Source organism: Stutzerimonas azotifigens, assembly GCF_013522725.1.
Lineage (GTDB): Bacteria > Pseudomonadota > Gammaproteobacteria > Pseudomonadales > Pseudomonadaceae > Stutzerimonas > Stutzerimonas azotifigens_A.
Genome location: NZ_JAAMRF010000004.1, coordinates 220,826 through 237,363 on the forward strand (window position 1 = coordinate 220,826; position 16,538 = coordinate 237,363).

Consider the following 16,538-nt stretch of genomic DNA (forward strand, 5'->3'; position numbering starts at 1 on the left):
GGACCGCCACGGTGGATCGGTGGAACGTGATCCACCCTACGGAGCTCAGCCATGACTGATCTGCACGTCGTCGCACTGGTTTCGGTCGGCGCTCACCCCACCTCCGGCCGCCCTCGCCGCGCCGAGCAGGACGCCCGCGCCGTCGAACTCGGCCTGCGGCTGGCTGGCGAGCAGTTGCAGGTGGTGCATGCCGGCGATGTCGCCGACGAGGCCTTGCGCGCCTATCTCGGCATGGGATTGCCCAGGTTGACCGTGCTCGAACAGCCACCACGGGCCGATGCCCTTCCGGCGCTGGTCGAGCACCTGGCGAACTCGCCCGCGCAACTGGTCCTGACCGGGAGCCAGGCGGAAACCGGCGAAGGCTCCGGCATGCTGCCGTACCTGTTGGCCGAACGGCTCGGCTGGCCGCTGGTGGTCGGTCTGGCGGACATCGAATCCGTAGAGAACGGCCAGGCGCTGGTGTTGCAGGCCCTGCCCCGCGGCCAGCGCAGACGGCTGCGGGTGCGCCTGCCGTTTCTGGCCAGCGTCGACAACGGCGCACCGGCGGCGCGCCAGAGCGCCTTCGGCCCGGCACGCCGAGGCCAGTTGCAGGCTCAGGAATCCGCGCCGGCCGTCGATCCCCTGCTCTCCGTTGCCACGCTGCAACCGGCCCGCCTGCGCCCCAAGCGCCTGAAGGTGGTGAGCGCCGGCAGCGCCGCCGAGCGCATGCGCGCCGCCACCCGCAAGGCCACCGGAGGGGGTGGCCAGACGCTCGAAGGGGTTTCGCCGCAGGCCGCGGCAGAGGCTATCTTCAATGTGCTGCTGGACGAAGGGGTGCTGCGTTAGCACTGACCGTGGAGGAAGAACCATGATGCATGCCGACCTGATCGACGCCGAGGATTTTCGCGAACGCCTGGTGGCGCTTGGCCTGGCGATTCCACCGGGATCGAGCCCGGAGCGCGCCTGCGAGCTGGCCGTGACCGGACTCGATGGCGAACGCGCGCTGGCCTTGCGCCGGCTGGTGGAGGAACTGCTCGGCAGCAGCGCTACCCTGCTACCGGCCGTGCGCGAGGCGATTTCCCGCAACCTGCTGCCAGCACTGGTGCCGCGCTGATTGGCGAGGTTTGCGTTGGGCGGTCTCGACCGCGAAGGATTCGGCGCTCCATTCGCGGTCAAGACTAGGCGTCCCCGACCGCTCCTACGAATAATGCCCCGCTCGATCTTATCCACCACACAGAAAGCTCTAAAGGGCGAGGCCGCCCTTCAGCCAATCACAACTTCGCCTTCACCGCCTCGAGCCCACTCTCGCCATCGCGGGTCTGGACGCCGTCGAGCCAGCCGTCGAGCACCTGTGGGTTGGCCTGCAACCAGGCCTTGACCGCGCCGTCGTGGGACGCCTGCTTGCTGTCGACCTGCTGCATGATGCTGTTCTCCATGTCCTGGGTGAACGTCAGGTTCTTCAGCAAGGCGCCGACATTGGGGCACTGCGCCGCATAGCCCTTGCGCGTCAGGGTGTTCACGCTGCCGCTCTCACCGAAGTACTTCTCGCCGCCCTTGAGGTAGCGCATGTCGAACTGCACGTTCATCGGATGCGGGGTCCAGCCGAGGAAGACCACGAACTGGTCGCGTCTGACCGCCCGCCCCACCTGCACCAGCATCGCCTGTTCGCTGGACTCCACCAGTTTCCAGTCACCGAGGCCGAACTCGTCGGCGGCGATCATTTCCTTGATCGACTCGTTGGCCGGCGAGCCCGCGCCGATGCCGTAGATGGTGTTGTTGAAGCGGCTGGCGTGGGCGTCCAGATCGGCGAAGGTCTTGACCCCCGCCTCGTAGGCGTAGGCCGGCACGGCCAGGGTGTACTCGGTACCGCTGAGATTCTCCGCGACCTCGTCGAGCTCACCGCTGGCGACCAGCTTGTCGTAATGGCTCTGCTGGGCGGGCATCCAGTTGCCGAGGAAGACGTCCACCTGGCCCTTCTGCAGCCCGGCGAAGATGATCGGCACCGCCAGGGTCGAGCTCTGCACCTTGTAACCGAGCCCCTCGAGCACGAAACGGGCGATGCCATTGGTGACCGCGATGTCGCTCCAGCCCGGATCGCCCAGGGTCACGGTGGCGCATGACGCCTCCTCGGCATGGGCCGACAGGCTGCCTGCGGTCAATGCCAGCCCGAGGGCCCATGCTGCTCGTGTCGTCTTCATCACTCTCTCCTTGCTTGGTTATCTGCGCTCGTAGGCCCCTCAGGGCCGTGGGAAACGGGCGCGGCGCTCCAGATCGTCGAGGTCGATATGGTTGCGCATGTATTGCTGGCTGGCGTCGACCATGGGTTGGTGATCCCAGCTGGTGAGCTTGCCGCTTCGCAGCGCCTCGCCGACCAGCCGACGGCGACGCTGGCTGTCCAGGGTAGCCTGATGGATGGCGCTCATGTTCCAGCGGTTGCGCGCCTGCTCGATGAAACCCTCAAGGATCTGCCGGTGCTCGGCCGACCCGGCGAGGTTTTCCAGCTCCTGCGGGTCGTTGCGCAGGTCGAACAGCATCAGCGGGTCGAGTTCGCTGTAGACGAACTTCCAGTCGCCGCGGCGGATCATCATCAGCGGCGCCACGGTGCCCTCGCCCATGTATTCGCCGAAGACCTCGTCGTGCCCGCCATCGCCCTGCAAATGCGGGATCAGCGATCGCCCATCGAGCGGCAGGCGCTCGTCGACGCGGCCACCGGCCAGCTCGACCAGGGTGGGCAGCAGATCGACGGTCGAGACCGCCTGGCTGACCCGCGCGGGGGTGAAGCGCGACGGGGCGTGCACCAGCAGCGGCACCCGCGCGGCCATTTCGAACCAGTGCATCTTGTACCAGAGGCCCCGCTCGCCAAGCATGTCGCCATGGTCGCCGGAGAACACCACGATGGTGTCTTCGGCCAGACCGCACGCCTCCAGCGTCGCCAGCAGCTTGCCGATATTGGCGTCGATGTAACTGCAGGCGCCGAAGTAGGCGCGACGGGCATCGCGAATCTTCTGCTCCGGCAGCTCCCGGTCCCAGAGGTCGATGACCTTGAGCAGCCGCTGCGAGTGCGGGTCCTGCTGGTACTGCGAAAGCGTATGGCGGGGCAGCGGGATCTCGTCGGCGCGGTAGAGGCTCCAGAACGGCTCGGGGATGGTGTACGGATCGTGCGGATGGGTCATCGACACGGTCAGGCAGAACGGCCGGTCACCCTCGCCGCGGACATGGTCGTAGAGGTACTGCTGGGCCTTGAACACCACCTCTTCATCGAAATCCAGCTGGTTGGTACGCACGCAGGGTCCGGCCTGCAACACCGAAGACATGTTGTGGTACCAACTCAGGCGCTGCTCGGGCTCATCCCAGTTCACCACCCAGCCGTAGTCGGCCGGGTAGATGTCGCTGGTCAGGCGCTCCTCGTAGCCGTGCAGCTGGTCCGGACCACAGAAATGCATCTTGCCGGACAACGCCGTGCGGTAGCCGAGGCGCCGCAGGTAGTGAGCGTAGGTCGGCACATCCGCGGGCAGGTCGGCGGCGTTGTCGTAGGCGCCGATCTTCGACGGCAATTGGCCGCTGACCAGGGTGAAACGCGACGGTGCGCACAGCGGACTGTTGCAATAGGCGGCATCGAACACCACGCCCTCGCTCGCCAGACGCATCAGGTTGGGCAGGCGCACGGGCGAGGCCGCATCGTGCAGGGGCAGTAACGGCGCTGCCATCTGGTCCGCCATGATGAAAAGAATGTTAGGGCGTTTCATGGTCCTCCGCTCTGCATACGAAAAATTTATGCGACAGTGCGTACCCCATGATGTTAGCTAACATAACGGCGCGTAAACCTGCCTAGAGCTCATGCTTCGGATAACATTTTGTTATGCATCCCCATCTGCACGGAATTTCCCTCGACAGCCTGCTGGTGTTCGAATCCGCCGGCCGCCAGCTGAGCTTCACCGCGGCGGCCAATGAGCTCGGCAGCAGCCAGCCGGCGGTGAGTCAGCAGATCAAGCGACTCGAGCAGCAGCTCGACAGCCGCCTGTTCGATCGCGTGCACCGCGGCATTGTCCTCACCGATGCCGGCGAGTTGCTGCTGCGCCAGGTGCAGGAAGGCCTGCAGGTACTCGACGACGGCATCGCCTCGGTCGCCGCCCAGGCACAACGCGAGGTGTTGCAGGTCGGCACCGACTTCGCCTTCGCCGCCTACTGGCTGATGCCGCGACTGCATCGTTTCCATCAGGCGCACCCGGACGTCGATGTCAGCCTGATCACCTCCGAGCGCGGTCTGGGCGCTCTGCCGATGGAAATCGACCTCGCCATCAGCTTCGGCGACGGCCGTTTCAAGCATGGCGAGGGGCGCCTCCTGTTCGCCGAAGAAGTCTTCGCGGTCTGCAGTCCGAAACTGGTGGCCGGGCAGACCTTGCCGCTGTCGATCGGCGACCTGCAGCGGTTGCCGCTACTGCACTTGCGCCCGGAAACGCGCTCGCGCTGGTTCGACTGGAACGGGTTGTTTCGCGCGCTCGGCATCGCGGCGGCGCCGACGCCGGGCAGCCTGCGCTTCGACAACTATACCCTGCTGATCCAGGCGGCCATTGCCGGCCGGGGCGTGGCCATCGGCTGGCGGCATCTGGTCGACGAACTGGTGCGCGAGGGTCTGCTGTGCCGCGTCTGCGAGGGCGTGGCGCGCTCATCCTTCGGGTATTACCTGATCCTGCCCGAACGCAAGCGCCGTCAGCGGCTGACGGCGCGTTTCGTCGACTGGCTCGAGGCCGAACTGCAGCACGAGCGCATCGAGGCGTAGGCCTCAGAGGCGCACGCTGGCGAAGGTCGACTCGCTGCGCGCGCGGGTGAGCGCCGCCAGGGCCGAGGACGTCGACGGCTGCGCCAACTCCTCGCCGATCGGCACCAGCGCCACCACATTGCTGCGCACCTGGCCGGAACGCTCGTCGCGCGGCGGAATGCCGAAATATTCCCGGTAGCACTTGGAAAAGTGCGGCGTGGAGACGAACCCGCAGACCGACGCAACCTCGATGATCGACATCGGCGTCTGCTTGAGCAGCTGGCGCGCGCGAATCAGGCGCAGCTTGAGGTAGTAGCGCGACGGCGAGCAGTGCAGGTACTTCTGGAACAGCCGTTCAAGCTGGCGACGCGAGACATCCACATAGCAGGCCAGCTCGTCGAGATCGATCGGTTCCTCGAGGTTGGCCTCCATCAGCGCGACGATCTCCTGCAGCTTCGGCTGGTTGGTGCCGAGCATGTGCTTGAGCGGCACGCGCTGGTGATCCTGCTCGTTGCGGATGCGCTCGTAGATGAACATCTCGGAGATAGCGGCCGCCAGCTCGCGGCCGTGCAGCTGACCGATCAGGTGCAACATCAGGTCCATCGGCGCGGTGCCGCCGGAGCAGGTGAAGCGATCGCGGTCGATGACGAACAGCCGCGTGGTCAGGGCGACCCGCGGGAAGGCTTCCTGCATGGCCGCCAGGCATTCCCAGTGCACACTGCACTCGTAGCCGTCGAGCAGGCCGGCGCGCGCCAGCGCCCAGCTGCCGGTGCACACCGCCGCCAGGCGACGGCCCTTGCGCGCCTGCGTCTGCAGCCAGCCCATGTGCTCGCGGCTGACCGCATGCTGGATGTCGACGCCGCCGCAGACAATGACCATGTTCAGGTCGGACACATCGGCGAAGGAGAGATCCGGGGTGATCTGCAAACCATCGCTGGCGCGCACCGGGCTGCCGTCCGGACTCAGGGTGACCCAACGGTAGAGTTCGCGACCGGAGAGCTGGTTGGCCATGCGCAGCGGTTCGACCGCCGAGGCCAGGGAGATCAGGGTGAAGTTGTCGAGCAACAAAAAGCCAATGGACTGGGGCTGCGCAGCAGTGGGCTGGATCTGGTTCGCTTGGGCCATCATCGTCTCCTCACGCACAGGCGGCACCTCCTGCGGGAGGTGGGCGGTCCGTCTGGCTCTACGGCCAGTGGGCCAGGTGACGAAGCAATAGCTATGCCGTAATTGATCAGCCGTTCAATAAAAAATCCGAGCCGACAAAAGCCCCGTTACAGAGCCTTGCGTATTGTCGGACCCTTCATCCTGCGACGGGCCTCGCCAGAGCGGCTGGGAGTCTCGGTAGCAACGCTGGCGCAGGCTGAGTAGCCAGACCGGCCGAACGGTAACGCCCGGCCAAAGGCCATCACCGCACGGGGCCCAGCCGCACCAAAACCACGCGAAACCGCACCCCAATGAGCCACTGTTTCAACATTCGATGGTGTTGACCGCCAGACCGCCTCGGGAGGTTTCCTTGTATTTGTCGTGCATGTCGGCACCGGTATCGCGCATGGTACGAATCACCCGGTCCAGGGAGATGAAGTGCTGGCCATCGCCGCGCAAGGCCATCTGCGCAGCGTTGATCGCCTTCACCGCGGCGATCGCGTTGCGCTCGATGCAGGGCACCTGGACCAACCCACCGACCGGATCGCAGGTCAGCCCGAGGTTGTGCTCCAGGCCGATCTCGGCGGCGTTCTCCACCTGCTCGGGGGTGGCGCCCAGGACTTCGGCGAGTCCCGCCGCCGCCATCGCGCAGGCCGAGCCCACTTCGCCCTGGCAGCCGACTTCGGCGCCGGAGATCGAGGCGTTCTTCTTGCACAGCACGCCGATCGCCGCCGCGGCCAGGAAGAACCGGACGATGTCGTCGTCGCAGGCGTCGGGGTTGAACTTGACGTAGTAGTGCAGCACCGCCGGGATGATTCCTGCCGCTCCGTTGGTGGGCGCGGTCACCATACGCCCACCGGCGGCGTTCTCCTCGTTGACCGCCAGGGCGAACAGGTTCACCCACTCCATCGCACTCATGGTCGAGCCGATCACGTTGGGCTTGCCGAGCTCCTGCAGGCTGCGATGCAACCGCGCGGCGCGACGTCGCACGTTGAGCCCGCCCGGCAGCAGACCTTCATGCTGCAGCCCCTGATTCACACAGTCGCGCATCGCGTTCCAGATCGTCTTTAGCCCGGCGCGGATCTCGTCCTCGCTGCGCCAGGCCTTTTCGTTTTCCAGCATCAGTTGAGAGATGCTCAGCCCATGTGCGTGGCACAGCTCGAGGAGCTGGGCGGCGCTGCTGAAATCGTAGGGAAGCCGGGTATTGTCACTGTCCAGGCTGCCGGTGGCAGCCTGCTCGGCATCGACCACGAAGCCGCCGCCGACCGAATAGTAGGTGTCCCGATGCAGCTCGCCGCCCTCGCCTTCGGCCAGCAGGGTCATGGCATTGGGGTGGTACGGCAGGCTCTCGTCGAGCAACAGCAGATCGTGCTGCCAGTCGAAGGGTACCGGATGCTCGCCGCCCAGCAGCAGGCGGCGCTCGCTTTTCAGCGTCTCGATGCGCGGGCCGATGCAGGTCGGATCGATGCGGTCCGGCCATTCGCCCATCAAGCCCAAGACCACCGCATTGTCGCTGCCATGCCCGACGCCGGTCGCCGACAGCGACCCGTACAGTCGCACTTCGAGCCGGGTCACGCGTTCGAGCAACCGGCGCTCGCGCAACGCGCCGACGAACAATGCCGCGGCGCGCATGGGCCCGACCGTATGGGAACTCGAAGGCCCGATGCCGATCTTGAACAGGTCGAAAACGCTGATAGCCATGCTCTGCTCCGCTCGCGCATCACGTTAATTCAGATATCTATCATCGCGGTTTTCAGACCCCCGCGACGTCCAGCACCGACGCCTCCATGCTCAAAACCGCCGACCATTTTCAGGGAAGTCCGCGCGCATGTCCGCACTTGAAAAAAGGTGCCGCCAAGGTGCCCGTTTTCGACACTACGATGTGGGTCACCGCCATCGTTTCAAGCACTGAACAGGGTCGCGTGAAACACGCCGAACCACCCTCACCCATCAAGCCTTTTGATCATTCAAACGTAATTAATTTCAGTTTTTACGATTCCGCCACAGCCCCCGCCAGGCGGCGGCCAGAGGCCATTAGGAAAGCTGCAAACCACGCCCGGCGCGGCTTCCAGCTTTCCCACAGGGCAAAAACATCTGTTATGGTTTTTATAGGCAAGGCATGTCGTCGCCCAACACGTCAGGGTCGTAAACCGACAATTGCCGCGTCCCCAAGGCTATATCGTTTGAGACAGCCGATTTCGTTTCTGTCGCACCGCGCGACAGGCCAAGGCCCACCACCTCGGCCCGAACACCATAAGGGGCGCACCTCCACCACCGGAGGCCTGCCTGACAAGAATATTCGAAAGTTCGCGCACCTCGGATGAGGTGTCCAGCGCCCAGGGATCGGGATTCGCAGCACTGCCAGAGGATACGGAAAGCGTTTTGAAGGGATGTGGTAAGAGCGGTCACCCACTTTGCCCACCAGCAAGCAGTCCGGCACATGCACCGCCGGCCGGCGCGCCGTGGGTCACTGTGCAGGACGGCCGGACGCTCCCCTCCACGCCAACCCGCCTCACCCATGCGGACCCGCAAGGCAACAGCAGTCGGCATCAACCAGGTGCTGCGCCTGACCGGCGCCATCGGACTTGCGCAACCGAACTGGATGTCTACTGAAGGGGAAACACTCCATGCAACCTGGAAAGATCGTGGTGCAAAACCTTTACAAGGTTTTCGGAGAGCACCCACAAGAAGCCATCGACCTGCTCAAGCAGGGGATGAGCAAGGAACAGATTCTCGCGGATAAAGGCGCGGTGATCGGCGTCAGCGACGTCTCGTTCAGCGTCGAGGAAGGCGAGATTTTCGTCCTGATGGGGCTCTCCGGCTCCGGCAAGTCCACCCTCATCCGCCTCATCAACCGGCTCATCGAACCCTCTGCCGGCGATGTCTTCATCGACGGCCAGAACGTCGCCAAACTCCCCAAGGACCAGCTCATCGACCTGCGTCGCCGCGACATGAGCATGGTCTTCCAGTCCTTCGCCCTGATGCCTTCACGCAGCGTGCTGGACAACGCCGCCTTCGGCCTCGAAGTGGCCGGCAAGGGCCGCCGCGAACGTGAAGAGCGCGCCATGGCGGTGCTGCGCCAGGTCGGCCTGGACACCTTCGCCGACAAGTTTCCCCATGAGCTTTCCGGTGGCATGCAGCAACGCGTCGGCCTGGCCCGCGCGCTGGCGGTCGATCCTTCGATGATCATCATGGACGAGGCCTTTTCGGCCCTCGATCCGCTCAAGCGCCGCGAGATGCAGGACATCCTGCTGGAGCTGCAGAAGACCCACCGCCGCACCATCATCTTCGTCTCCCACGACATCGAAGAAGCCATGCGCATCGGCAACCGCATCGGGATCATGGAAGGCGGCCGGCTGGTGCAGGTCGGCACGCCCCAGGAGCTGATCGACAACCCGGCCAACGACTACGTGCGCAACTTCTTCGATACCGTCGACACCAGCCGCTACCTCACCGCCGGCCAGCTCAAGACCGACAGCGTCCCGCTCTACGTGCACAACGGCAAGGCGCCGGACGCCCAGCAGGTCTGCCAGGACTTGCAGGCGCAGGACAAGCACTACGCCTTCGTGGTCGACGAGGACAACAACTTCCGAGGCTCCATCAGCCTGGAAAAGCTCGCCCTGATGGTCGACGGCGGGCAGACCTGCAGCCTCGACCAGGCGGTGCTCAAGCAGATCGACCCGGCACCGGAAAACCTGCCGCTGAACCAGGTGATCGAACGCCTGGTGGACAACGAGGGGCCGATTCCGGTGATCGATGGCGACGGGCGCTATAGCGGCGCCATCAGCAAGGGCCGCCTGCTAAGCCGGCTGCAGGGAGACTGAGCATGAACGAGAAGAAGCTCGACCTGGGCAGCTGGGTCAACGATGCGGTGGAACATCTGCTGGAGAACTACGGCGGCGCCTTCGAAACCCTTGGCAGTGGCGTCGCGGCCTTTTCCGAGGCCATCGAGCAGGTCCTGATGTTTCCGCCGGCCTGGCTGCTGATCGCGATCTTCGTCGGCCTCGGCCTGTGGCGCATCGGCATCCGCTTCGCGATCTTCACCGCGGTTGCGATGGTGCTGATCGTGCTCACCGGCTTCTGGCAGCAGACGGTGGTGACGCTTGGCCTGACCTTTTCCGCGACGCTGATCAGCCTGCTGCTGGGCATTCCGCTCGGCATCTGGGCCGCGCGCAGCGAACGGGTCGCCTTCATCATCCGACCGATCCTCGACTTCATGCAGACCATGCCGGCCTTCGTCTACCTGATCCCCGCCGCCATGCTCTTCGGCCTCGGCCGTGTGCCGGGCATTTTCGCCACGGTGATCTTCGCGATGCCACCGGCGGTGCGCCTGACCAGCCTGGGCATCCGTCAGGTGAACAAGGAAATCGTCGAAGCCGGCCAGTCGTTCGGCTGCAACAGCCGCCAGTTGCTGTTCAAGGTGCAGCTGCCCAACGCCATGCCCTCGATCATGGCCGGGGTCAACCAGACCATCATGATGGCCCTGTCGATGGTGATCATCGCCTCGATGGTCGGCGCCGGCGGCCTGGGCAACGACGTGCTCGCCAGCATCCAGCGCCTGGACATCGGCCTGGGCTTCGAAAGCGGCATGGCCGTGGTGCTGCTGGCGATCATCCTCGATCGCATCACCGAGAGCTTCGGCACCCCGCGCACCGATACCCGCCGGGCACGCTTCTACGGCTGGGTCAGCAGCCGGCTGCGCCTGCAGCGCCAGTAGCCCATCCGCAAGCCTACGCAAAGGAGTTGATCATGAAACCATCGAAGCACGTCGCCGCCCTCCTGGCCTGCATGGCCCTGGCCGGCGGTGCCTGGGCCCAGGAGCCGCAGAGTTGCCAGAAGGTCCGCTTCGCCGAGATCGGCTGGGCCGACATCGCCGCCACCACCGGCGTGGCGATGACCCTGACCGAAGCGCTGGGCTACCAGCCGAGCAAGATCATGGCCTCGGTACCGATCGCCTTCACCGGGGTGAAGAACAAGCAGATCGACGTCTTCCTCGGCTACTGGGCGCCCTCGATGGATTCGATCATCGAGCCGTTCACCAAGGACGGCTCGGTCAAGGTGCTCGAGACGCCCAACCTGACCGGCGCCAAGTACACCCTTGCCGTACCCACCTACGCCGCCGAGGCGGGCCTCAAAAGCTTCGAGGACATCGCCAAGTTCAAGGACCAGCTCGACGGCAAGATCTACGGCATCGAGCCCGGCAATGACGGCAACCTGCTGATCGAGCAGATGATCAAGGGCGACCAGTTCGGCCTCGGCGACTTCAAGATGGTCGAGTCCAGCGAAGCCGGCATGCTGGTGCAGGTGGCGCGGGCGGTCAAACGCAAGCAGCCGGTGGTCTTCCTCGGCTGGGCGCCGCACCCGATGAACACCCAGTACGACCTGACCTACCTCAACGGCGGCGACGACGTGTTCGGCCCCGACTTCGGCGCGGCCCAGGTCTACACCGTGGTGCCGCCGGACTATCAGGAGCGCTGCGCCAACATCGGCAAGCTGCTCGACAACCTGCAGTTCAGCGTCGAGATCGAAAGCCAGCTGATGGAAAAGGTCCTCGACAAGCAGGACCCCGCCCGTGTCGCCAGGGACTGGATCAAGGCCAACCCGGCGATCCTCGACCAGTGGCTCGAGGGCGTCACCACTTTCGACGGCAAGGACGGCGCCAGCGCCGTGAAGCAGTACGTCGGCCTCTGATCGATTGCCCACGTCCCTGGCGCGCCACGGCACGCCAGGGACGGCTACGCCTTTCAAACATCCCACAAGGAGCAATACCATGAGCATGATCAAGAACGTCGTCCAGGGCTTGGGCGTCGCCTGCCTGGCATTGGGCATGAACGCGGCCATGGCGGCGGACAAACCGGCACTGAAGATAGGCTACGTCAATGGCTGGGACGACAGCGTAGCCGCCACTCACGTGGCCGGGGAGATTCTGCAGAGCAGACTCGGTTACCCCGTCACCCTGCAGGCGGTCGAGCCCGCGATCATGTGGCAGGGCGTCGCCCGTGGCGATCTCGACGTCACGCTGTCGGCCTGGTTGCCAGCGACCCACGGCGAATATTTCGAAAAGCTCAAGGACAAGGTAACCGTGCTCGGCAGCAACTACGAAGGCGCCAAGATCGGCCTGGTGGTGCCGGAAAACTTCGCCGCCAAGAGCATCGAGGACCTGAACGACTACGCCGACCAGCTGGACGGCAAGATCACCGGCATCGACGCTGGCGCCGGCGTGATGCGCCGCACCGAGGAGGCGATCAAGGAATACGGCCTGAACCTGCGCCTGATGCCGAGCTCCGGCCCGGGCATGGCCACCGCCCTGTCGCGTGCGATGAAGGCCGACAAGCCGATCGTGGTCACCAGCTGGATCCCGCACTGGATGTTCGCGCAATGGAAGCTGCGCTTCCTGGAAGACCCGAAGAACGTCTTCGGCGAGGCCGAGCACGTCGACACCGTGGCCAATCCCGGTCTGGCGGCGAAGGCGCCGGAAGCCGAAGCCTTCCTGAAGAAATTCAGCTGGTCGGCCGAGGAAGTCGGCGCGGTGATGCTCGCCATCCGTGACGGCGCCAGCCCCGAGGCCGCTGCCAAGCAGTGGATCGAGGCCAACCCCGAGCGTGTCGACGGCTGGCTGGAATAACGCCCCCGGCGGATGAGGCGCACCTGTGCGCTTCATCCGCCGCCCCGACGACCGCAAGCGCCTAGCGCCCTGCCCGCCGCCTTTTATTGATTGATCGTTCAATAAAGAATGTTAGACTGCCGGGCGCCCCAAAGCACCGGAGCCCCAATGCCCAAGCTCGGAATGCAGCCGATCCGACGCAAGCAATTGATCCACGCCACCCTCGAAGCGGTGGACCAGGTCGGCATGAGCGACGCCAGTATCGCCATGATCGCCCGCCTCGCCGGCGTCTCGAACGGCATCATCAGTCACTACTTCCAGGACAAGAACGGCCTGCTCGAAGCGACCATGCGCCACCTGATGAAGGCGCTGAACCAAGCCGTGCGCGACCGACGGGCACAGCTCGCCGCCGACGACCCGCGCGCGCATCTCAAGGCCATCATCGACGGCAACTTCGACGACAGCCAAGTGAACGGCCCTGCCATGAAAACCTGGCTAGCCTTCTGGGCGACCAGCATGCATCAGCCGTCCCTGCGCCGCTTGCAGCGCATCAACGACCACCGCCTCTACTCCAACCTGTGCGGCCAGTTCCACCGCTGCCTGCCGCCGGTCCAGGCACGCTCGGCCGCCCGCGGGCTCGCCGCCCTGATCGACGGGCTGTGGTTGCGTGGCGCCTTGTCGAGCGACGACTTCGACATTGATCAAGCCCTGAGCCTGGCTTACGAATACCTCGACCAGCAGCTGGCCAAGCAGCCCGGCTGACCTACTGCGGCGCCGCCGCGGGCCGACACCGTCCGCCGCGACCGCACCTTGCGGAGAACGACATGCCTCGATTGCCACAGCAACGCCTCTACATCGGCGGCCAGTACGTCGACGCCACCGGCACCGCCACTTTCCAGAGCATCAACCCGGCCAACGGCGACGTGCTCGCCGACCTGCAGCAGGCGAGCCGCGCCGACGTCGACCGCGCCGTCACCAGCGCCGCCGAAGGGCAGAAGGCCTGGGCGGCGATGACCGCAGTCGAGCGCTCGCGCATTCTGCGCCGTGCGGTGGACATCCTGCGCGAGCGCAACGACGAGCTGGCCGAACTGGAAACCCTCGACACCGGCAAACCGCTCTCGGAAACCCGCGCGGTGGACATCGTCACCGGCGCCGACGTGCTCGAGTACTACGCCGGGCTGATTCCGGCGATTGAGGGCGAGCAGATCCCGCTGCGCGACAGCTCGTTCGTCTATACCCGGCGCGAGCCGCTGGGCGTGGTGGCCGGGATCGGTGCCTGGAACTACCCTATCCAGATCGCCCTATGGAAATCGGCGCCGGCCCTGGCCGCTGGCAACGCGATGATCTTCAAGCCCAGCGAAGTGACCTCGCTGACCACGCTCAGGCTCGCCGAGATCTACAGCGAGGCGGGCCTGCCCGACGGTGTGTTCAATGTGCTGACCGGCAGCGGCGCCGAAGTGGGCCAGTGGCTGACCGAACATCCCGGCATCGAGAAGATCTCGTTCACCGGCGGCACCGTCACCGGCAAGAAAGTCATGGCCAGCGCCTCCGGCTCGACGCTCAAGGAGGTCACCATGGAGCTGGGCGGCAAGTCGCCGCTGATCGTCTTCGAGGATGCCGATCTCAACCGCGCCGCCGACATTGCGATGATGGCCAACTTCTACAGCACCGGCCAGGTCTGCACCAACGGCACCCGGGTTTTCGTCCCCCGCGCGCTGCTGTCGCGCTTCGAGGACAAGCTGCTGGAGCGCATCAAGCGCATCCGCCTGGGTAACCCGCTGGACGAGCGGACCAACTTCGGCCCCCTGACGAGCTTTGCCCACCTGGAAAAAGTGCTCGGCTACATCGCAACCGGACGCCAGCAGGGCGCACGTCTGCTCTGTGGCGGCCACCGGGTCGAGGACGGCGAATGCGCCAGGGGCGCCTATGTGGCGCCCACGGTATTCAGCGACTGCACGGACGACATGACCATCGCCCGTGAGGAGATCTTCGGCCCGGTGATGAGCCTGCTCGTCTACGACGATGAGGAGGAGGTCATTCGCCGCGCCAACGACACCGAATACGGCCTGGCCGCCGGCATCGTGACCCGAGACCTGGCCCGCGCGCACCGGGTGATCCATCGCCTGGAGGCCGGTATCTGCTGGATCAATACCTGGGGCGAATCCCCCGCGCAGATGCCCGTAGGCGGCTACAAGCAGTCCGGTGTCGGTCGCGAGAACGGGCTGACCACCCTGGCCCACTACACTCGCATCAAATCGGTGCAGGTGGAGCTCGGCGACTTCGCCTCGGTTTTCTAAACAGCCACACGCTGCAAGCTTCCGAAGGTGCTGCCTCATGGAATACGACTACATCATCATCGGCGCCGGCTCGGCGGGGAACGTACTGGCCGCACGGCTGACCGAAGACGCGGACGTCAAGGTGCTGCTGCTCGAAGCCGGCGGCCCCGACTACCGGCTGGATTTCCGCACCCAGATGCCCGCCGCCCTCGCCTTCCCGTTGCAGGGGCGGCGCTACAATTGGGCCTACGAAACCGAGCCCGAGCCGTACATGGATAACCGCCGCATGGAATGTGGCCGCGGCAAGGGGCTGGGCGGCTCCTCGCTGATCAATGGCATGTGCTACATCCGCGGCAACGCCCTGGACTACGACAACTGGGCCAAGGAACCGGGGCTCGAGGACTGGACCTACCACGACTGCCTGCCCTACTTCCGCAAGGCCGAGACCCGCGATATCGGCCCCAACGACTATCACGGCGGCGACGGCCCGGTGCACGTCACCACCCCCAAGGCCGGCAACAACCCGCTGTTCAAGGCCATGGTGGACGCCGGCATACAGGCCGGTTATCCGGCGACCGATGACCTCAACGGCTACCAGCAGGAAGGCTTCGGCCCGATGGATCGCACGGTGACACCCGAAGGGCGACGCGCCAGCACCGCCCGCGGCTACCTGGACAGGGCTCGCGAGCGTCCGAACCTGACCATCGTCACCCACGCCCTGACCGACCGCATCCTCTTCAGCGGCAAGCGCGCCAACGGTGTGGCCTACCTGCAGGGCAACGGCGACGTGCCGAAGGTGGTCCATGCGCAACGGGAAGTTCTGCTCTGCGCCGGCGCGATCGCTTCGCCGCAGATCCTGCAGCGCTCGGGCGTCGGCCCGGCGACGCTGTTGCGCGAGCTGGACATCCCGCTGGTGCACGACCTGCCCGGCGTTGGCCAGAACCTGCAGGACCACCTGGAGATGTACCTGCAGTACAGCTGCAAGCAACCGGTCTCGCTGTATCCGGCACTTCAGTGGTGGAACCAGCCGCAGATCGGCGCGCAGTGGATGTTCCTCGGCACCGGCATCGGCGCGAGCAACCAGTTCGAAGCGGGCGGCTTCATCCGCAGCAGCAGCGAGTTCGACTGGCCCAACATCCAGTTCCACTTCCTGCCGGTGGCGATCAACTACAACGGCACCAACGCGGTGAGGGAGCACGGCTTCCAGGCCCACGTCGGCTCGATGCGCTCACCCAGCCGCGGGCGCGTGCAGGTTAAATCCCGCGACCCGCGCGAGCATCCCAGCATCCTTTTCAACTACATGAGCGCCGAGCAGGACTGGCGCGAGTTTCGCGACGCCATCCGCATCACCCGGGAGATCATGCAGCAGTCAGCGCTGGACCCTTACCGTGGCCGGGAGATCAGCCCGGGCCTGGACTGCCAGAGCGATGCCGAGCTGGACGCCTTCGTTCGCCGCCACGCCGAAACCGCCTACCACCCCTCTTGCTCCTGCAGGATGGGCCTGGACGAGATGGCGGTGGTCGACGGTCAGGGCCGCGTACATGGCCTCGAAGGGCTGCGGGTAGCCGACGCCTCGATCATGCCGCTGATCACCACCGGCAACCTCAACGCACCGACCATCATGATGGCCGAGAAGATCGCCGACCGAATCCGCGGACGTGCCCCGCTGCCTCGCAGCGACGCGGCCTACTTCGTCGCCGGCGACCGCCCGGCCCGCCTGCGGGCGGATCCGCCGGAAATCGCCAGCGAACTGCCGCAGCCAGCCTGAAATGAAAAA

At 65.4% G+C, this 16,538-nt stretch carries 14 protein-coding genes; 10 read left to right on the top strand and 4 right to left on the bottom strand.

Features of this window, described 5'->3' with window-relative positions:
* The first annotated feature begins 51 nt into the window (after window positions 1-51).
* Both etfB and G7026_RS09635 read left to right on the top strand, forming a co-directional pair.
* The gene (gene etfB, locus G7026_RS09630) at window positions 52-825 is read left to right on the top strand and encodes an electron transfer flavoprotein subunit beta (protein WP_181070552.1); all 774 of its coding nucleotides are present in this window, start codon (window positions 52-54) and stop codon (window positions 823-825) included.
* A 22-nt stretch (window positions 826-847) separates the two neighbouring features.
* Window positions 848-1,093, top strand: a complete 246-nt coding sequence (locus G7026_RS09635) for a hypothetical protein (protein WP_181070553.1) — start codon at window positions 848-850, stop codon at window positions 1,091-1,093.
* Between the two features lie 157 nt (window positions 1,094-1,250).
* On the opposite strand, the gene choX is transcribed toward G7026_RS09635, so the two are convergent.
* Together choX and betC are read right to left on the bottom strand one after the other, a co-directional pair.
* A complete protein-coding gene (gene choX, locus G7026_RS09640) occupies window positions 1,251-2,177 on the bottom strand; it encodes a choline ABC transporter substrate-binding protein (RefSeq protein WP_181070554.1) in 927 nt (308 codons plus the stop codon).
* A 39-nt stretch (window positions 2,178-2,216) separates the two neighbouring features.
* On the bottom strand, window positions 2,217-3,725 hold the full coding sequence (gene betC, locus G7026_RS09645; RefSeq protein ID WP_181070555.1) for a choline-sulfatase: 1,509 nt from the start codon (window positions 3,723-3,725) through the stop codon (window positions 2,217-2,219).
* 113 nt (window positions 3,726-3,838) lie between these two features.
* Here betC and G7026_RS09650 point away from each other — a divergent pair, with 113 nt between their 5' ends.
* Window positions 3,839-4,759: a choline sulfate utilization transcriptional regulator gene (locus G7026_RS09650; protein ID WP_181070556.1), complete on the top strand. Its 921-nt coding sequence runs from the start codon at window positions 3,839-3,841 to the stop codon at window positions 4,757-4,759.
* 3 nt (window positions 4,760-4,762) lie between these two features.
* Here the strand turns inward: G7026_RS09650 and G7026_RS09655 are convergent, their stop codons facing one another.
* Together G7026_RS09655 and G7026_RS09660 are read right to left on the bottom strand one after the other, a co-directional pair.
* Window positions 4,763-5,863, bottom strand: a complete 1,101-nt coding sequence (locus tag G7026_RS09655; RefSeq protein WP_181070557.1) for a choline metabolism transcriptional regulator GbdR — start codon at window positions 5,861-5,863, stop codon at window positions 4,763-4,765.
* A gap of 342 nt (window positions 5,864-6,205) precedes the next feature.
* Window positions 6,206-7,582, bottom strand: a complete 1,377-nt coding sequence (locus G7026_RS09660) for an L-serine ammonia-lyase (protein WP_181070558.1) — start codon at window positions 7,580-7,582, stop codon at window positions 6,206-6,208.
* Window positions 7,583-8,508: 926 nt separating this feature from the next.
* Between G7026_RS09660 and G7026_RS09665 the strand changes: the two genes are divergently transcribed.
* The 7 genes from G7026_RS09665 to betA all read left to right on the top strand — a co-directional run bounded on the left by G7026_RS09665 (window position 8,509) and on the right by betA (window position 16,529).
* Entirely contained in the window at window positions 8,509-9,705 is a 1,197-nt protein-coding gene (locus G7026_RS09665; protein WP_181070559.1) for a quaternary amine ABC transporter ATP-binding protein, read from the top strand.
* A 2-nt stretch (window positions 9,706-9,707) separates the two neighbouring features.
* On the top strand, window positions 9,708-10,598 hold the full coding sequence (locus tag G7026_RS09670; RefSeq protein WP_181070560.1) for an ABC transporter permease: 891 nt from the start codon (window positions 9,708-9,710) through the stop codon (window positions 10,596-10,598).
* Window positions 10,599-10,630: 32 nt separating this feature from the next.
* Entirely contained in the window at window positions 10,631-11,572 is a 942-nt protein-coding gene (locus tag G7026_RS09675; protein WP_181070561.1) for a choline ABC transporter substrate-binding protein, read from the top strand.
* A gap of 79 nt (window positions 11,573-11,651) precedes the next feature.
* On the top strand, window positions 11,652-12,506 hold the full coding sequence (locus tag G7026_RS09680) for a glycine betaine ABC transporter substrate-binding protein (RefSeq protein WP_181070562.1): 855 nt from the start codon (window positions 11,652-11,654) through the stop codon (window positions 12,504-12,506).
* Window positions 12,507-12,653: 147 nt separating this feature from the next.
* Window positions 12,654-13,247 (top strand): transcriptional regulator BetI, encoded by a 594-nt coding sequence (betI, locus tag G7026_RS09685; protein ID WP_181070563.1) that lies wholly within the window; start codon window positions 12,654-12,656, stop codon window positions 13,245-13,247.
* 62 nt (window positions 13,248-13,309) lie between these two features.
* The gene (betB, locus tag G7026_RS09690) at window positions 13,310-14,782 is read left to right on the top strand and encodes a betaine-aldehyde dehydrogenase (RefSeq protein ID WP_181070564.1); all 1,473 of its coding nucleotides are present in this window, start codon (window positions 13,310-13,312) and stop codon (window positions 14,780-14,782) included.
* A 37-nt stretch (window positions 14,783-14,819) separates the two neighbouring features.
* Complete coding sequence (betA, locus tag G7026_RS09695) at window positions 14,820-16,529, top strand: choline dehydrogenase (RefSeq protein WP_181070565.1); 1,710 nt, start codon at window positions 14,820-14,822, stop codon at window positions 16,527-16,529.
* Window positions 16,530-16,538 lie beyond the last annotated feature (9 nt).